At 59.2% G+C, this 3,562-nt stretch carries 2 protein-coding genes; both read left to right on the top strand.

What is annotated here, in order from left to right:
• Nucleotides 1-378: 378 nt before the first annotated feature.
• Nucleotides 379-2,121 (top strand): AMP-binding protein, encoded by a 1,743-nt coding sequence (locus HGHM_RS19340; protein ID WP_019143227.1) that lies wholly within the window; start codon nucleotides 379-381, stop codon nucleotides 2,119-2,121.
• Between the two features lie 568 nt (nucleotides 2,122-2,689).
• On the top strand, nucleotides 2,690-3,562 hold an 873-nt coding region (locus tag HGHM_RS23435; RefSeq protein ID WP_019143225.1), incomplete at its 3' end, for a methyl-accepting chemotaxis protein.

Genomic DNA, 3,562 nt, shown 5'->3' with positions numbered 1-3,562 from the left:
GTACCCGGCTACGGCAGGTGGCGTCGCTCAACGCGCATGCACCTGCCGGCTTTCAAAGCGAATGCCCGCCCTGTTTGGCGCTCGCCCTGATGCAGAATTGACTGGCCCGGAAACAGGCTTTAGTCTGGGCGGATGCGCTGCGGGCGGCTGCCTGGCCCATACGGTCGGGGAAGGATCAGGAGCCGCCCGCGCCGCAATGATATTTATCAAAGCAAAGGCATGAACTTTTGGTAGCGTTGTCGAGCAATGCATTCATACCGTAGACGCCGGCGAGCCACATAAAAAAACGATATTCATCGGCACAGCATAACGAGGTCGCACCAACAGAAGCTATTTCATTCAACGATCGCAGTCGGTTTCAAGCCCGGAGGATACAGCATGAGCCAGCATTGGATCAAGAATTACCCCGCCCACGTCAACAAGGCCCTGGCTGTTCCGCCGACGACGATTATCGACGGCTACCGGCAGTCGTGCGAACGGAATGCCGACAAGCAGGCGCTGATTTCGATGGATGTGCCGATGACCTTCCGCGAATTGCGCCGGCATGCGGACTGTTTCACCTCCTGGCTGCAACAGATAGGCATCCAGCCCGGCGACCGGGTGGCGCTGATGATGCCGAATATCCTGGCTTATCCGGTCGCTTTCTTCGGCGCTCTGCAGGGCGGGTACATCGTCGTCAATGTCAATCCGCTCTATACGCCGCGCGAACTGGCTCACCAGTTGAAGGATTCGGGCGCCCGGGTGCTGGTCGTGCTGGAAAACTTTGCGCATGTGGTGCAGCAGGTTCTGCCCCAGGTCCCGGTCGAACGTGTGGTTGTGGTTGCGCTGGGCGACCTGCTCGGGCTCAAGGGGCAGCTGGTGAACCTGGTTGCGCGGCACATCAAGAAACTGGTGCCGGAGTGGCATATCGAGCGGCATGTGAGCTTCAGCGCGGTACTGCAGACGGGCAGGAAAAAACAGCCGGACACGGTGCCGATCAGTCAGGCCGACGTGGCCCTGCTGCAATACACGGGCGGCACCACCGGCATTTCGAAGGGCGCCGTGCTTACCCATGGCAATCTCATGGCCCATGAAACGATCGTTGAAGAATGGGCGCGACCGGTATTCGACAAGATCGAAACCACTGACCTGGTCGGCATGGCGATCATGCCGCTGTATCACATTACGGCGCTCATGCTGGTGCTGGTGCCAAGTGTGCTGAGGGGCGGCCGCACGGTGCTGATTGCCAATCCGCGCGACCTTGAAGGACTGGTCAAAACCATGCGGCGCTACAAGGTCGGCATGCTCAACGGGATCAACACCCTTTACAACGCGCTGCTCAATCATCCGGATATCGGCAAGGTCGACTTCAGCTCCCTGATGCTGTGCGGCGCCGGCGGTGCCGCCACGCAGGAGGCGGTCGCCGACAGGTGGCAACAGCTCACCGGAAAATCCATTTGCGAGGGGTTCGGCATGTCGGAGACATCCGGCGCGCTGACGATCAACCGGATCGACGATACCCGCTTCCGCGGTGCGGCCGGCCTGCCGGTTCCACTCACGGATATCTCGATCCGCGACGACGAAGGCAATGTGCTGCCGGTCGGCGAACCCGGCGAGGTTTGCGCGAAAGGCCCGCAAGTCATGCGCGGCTACTGGAACCGGCCGGAAGAAACGGCCAAGGCGATGACGGCGGATGGCTACCTGAGAACGGGCGACATCGGCTATTTCGACGAATCAGGCTATCTCCACATCGTCGATCGCAAGAAGGACATGATCCTGGTGTCGGGCTTCAACGTGTTCCCCAATGAAGTCGAAGAAGTGCTGGCCGCCATGCCTGACGTCCTGGAAGCCGCTGTCATCGGCATCGAGGATGATCGCAGCGGCGAAGCAGTGTGCGCGATGGTGGTGCCGCGCGATGCCTCGCTGACCAAGGAAGCGGTGATGGCGCATTGCCGGGCCAACCTGACGCCTTACAAATGCCCGAAGATCATCGAATTCCGCACCTCCATACCCAAGACTCCGGTAGGCAAGATCCTGCGCCGGGCCTTGCGCGAGGAATTCAAACAGCAGCGCGCCGGGTCGGAAGCCGGCAACACGGGCACCGGCACGACCGGGACGCCCTATCAGCAAACCGGGTCCTGAATAAACGTAGGGGAAACATCCTCACCGAACCGCCAGGGATGACGCCTTGAAGGCATCGTCGCGCGGGCCGGGTTCCGATCAATGCCAATCTGCCAATTCCACCTGCTTGAGAATCGCAGGTGGGATCAGCGTCTCTTCGCCACCGCTTCCCAGTGCCGCGTTTTGAGGATTCCTCCGCTCAGGGCCCGGAGCTGCAGCGCATGCGCGGGTGGCATTGCCGCGCAGCGCTTCCCCCAACAATCCCATTGGTAAAAATGCACTGAAAATTCAGGTGCACCCCCTCAAGTAACGGTGATTTCTTGCCGTTAATGGGATAGTCAACAGCCGCTTCCTGCTTTTCGGAAGAAGACGCTGAATGTTCCCGCTGTTTGCGCCATTGCAGAATCCCAACCTCCGCTAGCCTTACAGCCTCAGCACACAGCATGACAAACCCGGCAGGAATGAGTTGTCCGACCGCGGTCTTTGCCTTTGCCGACAAGGGAGTGACGGAACACGCGATCCGGCAATCCAAAACAGGATGCAGGAATCAAGGAAGACTCGATTAGACAGGAAAAGACGAAGGAAAAAAATGAAGTTGAATGATCTGAAAATCGGAACACGCCTTTATCTCGGTTTCGGCGCAATGGTCGCCTTGCTACTGGTCCTGGTAGTCACCGCCTATGTCAATTTTGCAAAATCGTCGCAGGCCACGGACTTGAACATTCGCAGCTATGAAGTGCTGGACGTAGCCGACGGCGTTCTCGAAAGCCTGCTCAATATGGAAACGGGCGAGCGCGGCTTTGCCTTGACCGGCAAAGAATCTATGCTCGAGCCCTACAAGGCAGGCAAGGAAGCTTTCAAGAAGCATGTCGACACGCTGAAATCCCTGACCTCGGATAATCCGAAGCAGCAGGAACGCGTGGAAAAGCTGCTTCAGGAACAGCAGCAGTGGGTGAAGGTCGCCATCGATCCTCTGATCAGCATGCGGCGCGATGTGGAGGCCGGCAATGAGCTGATGGATAGCGTCGTTGCCTGGGAAAGGGCAGGCAGGGGCAAGAAAGGCATGGATGCCATGCGCGCCATCCTCGCAGAAATCAGTGACGTGGAAGAGGCCTTGCTGAAGCAGCGCGTCAAGGATGCGGCCGTACTCAAGTCTCGGACCAGCGCCACTTTGATCGGCGGCGGCATCCTTGCTGCCGTGCTCGGCGTCATCCTTGCACTCTGGATCGCCCGCAACATTACCCGTCCGCTTGCCGACGCGGTCAAGCTGGCCCGGCAGGTGGCGGAAGGCGACCTGCGGGCAAGAGTGGAAGTGAAATCGAAAGACGAGACCGGCGAGCTGATGAGCGCGCTGAAGAACATGAATGAAAGCCTGATCCGGATCGTCAGCAATGTGCGGGCCGGTACCGATGCAATCACTTCGGCATCGCAGGAGATTGCCGCAGGCAACATGGATCTGTCG

This window comes from Noviherbaspirillum massiliense JC206 (genome assembly GCF_000312045.1).
Classification (GTDB): Bacteria; Pseudomonadota; Gammaproteobacteria; order Burkholderiales; family Burkholderiaceae_D; genus Noviherbaspirillum; species Noviherbaspirillum massiliense.
This window is presented reverse-complemented; position numbering and strand designations above follow the sequence as displayed.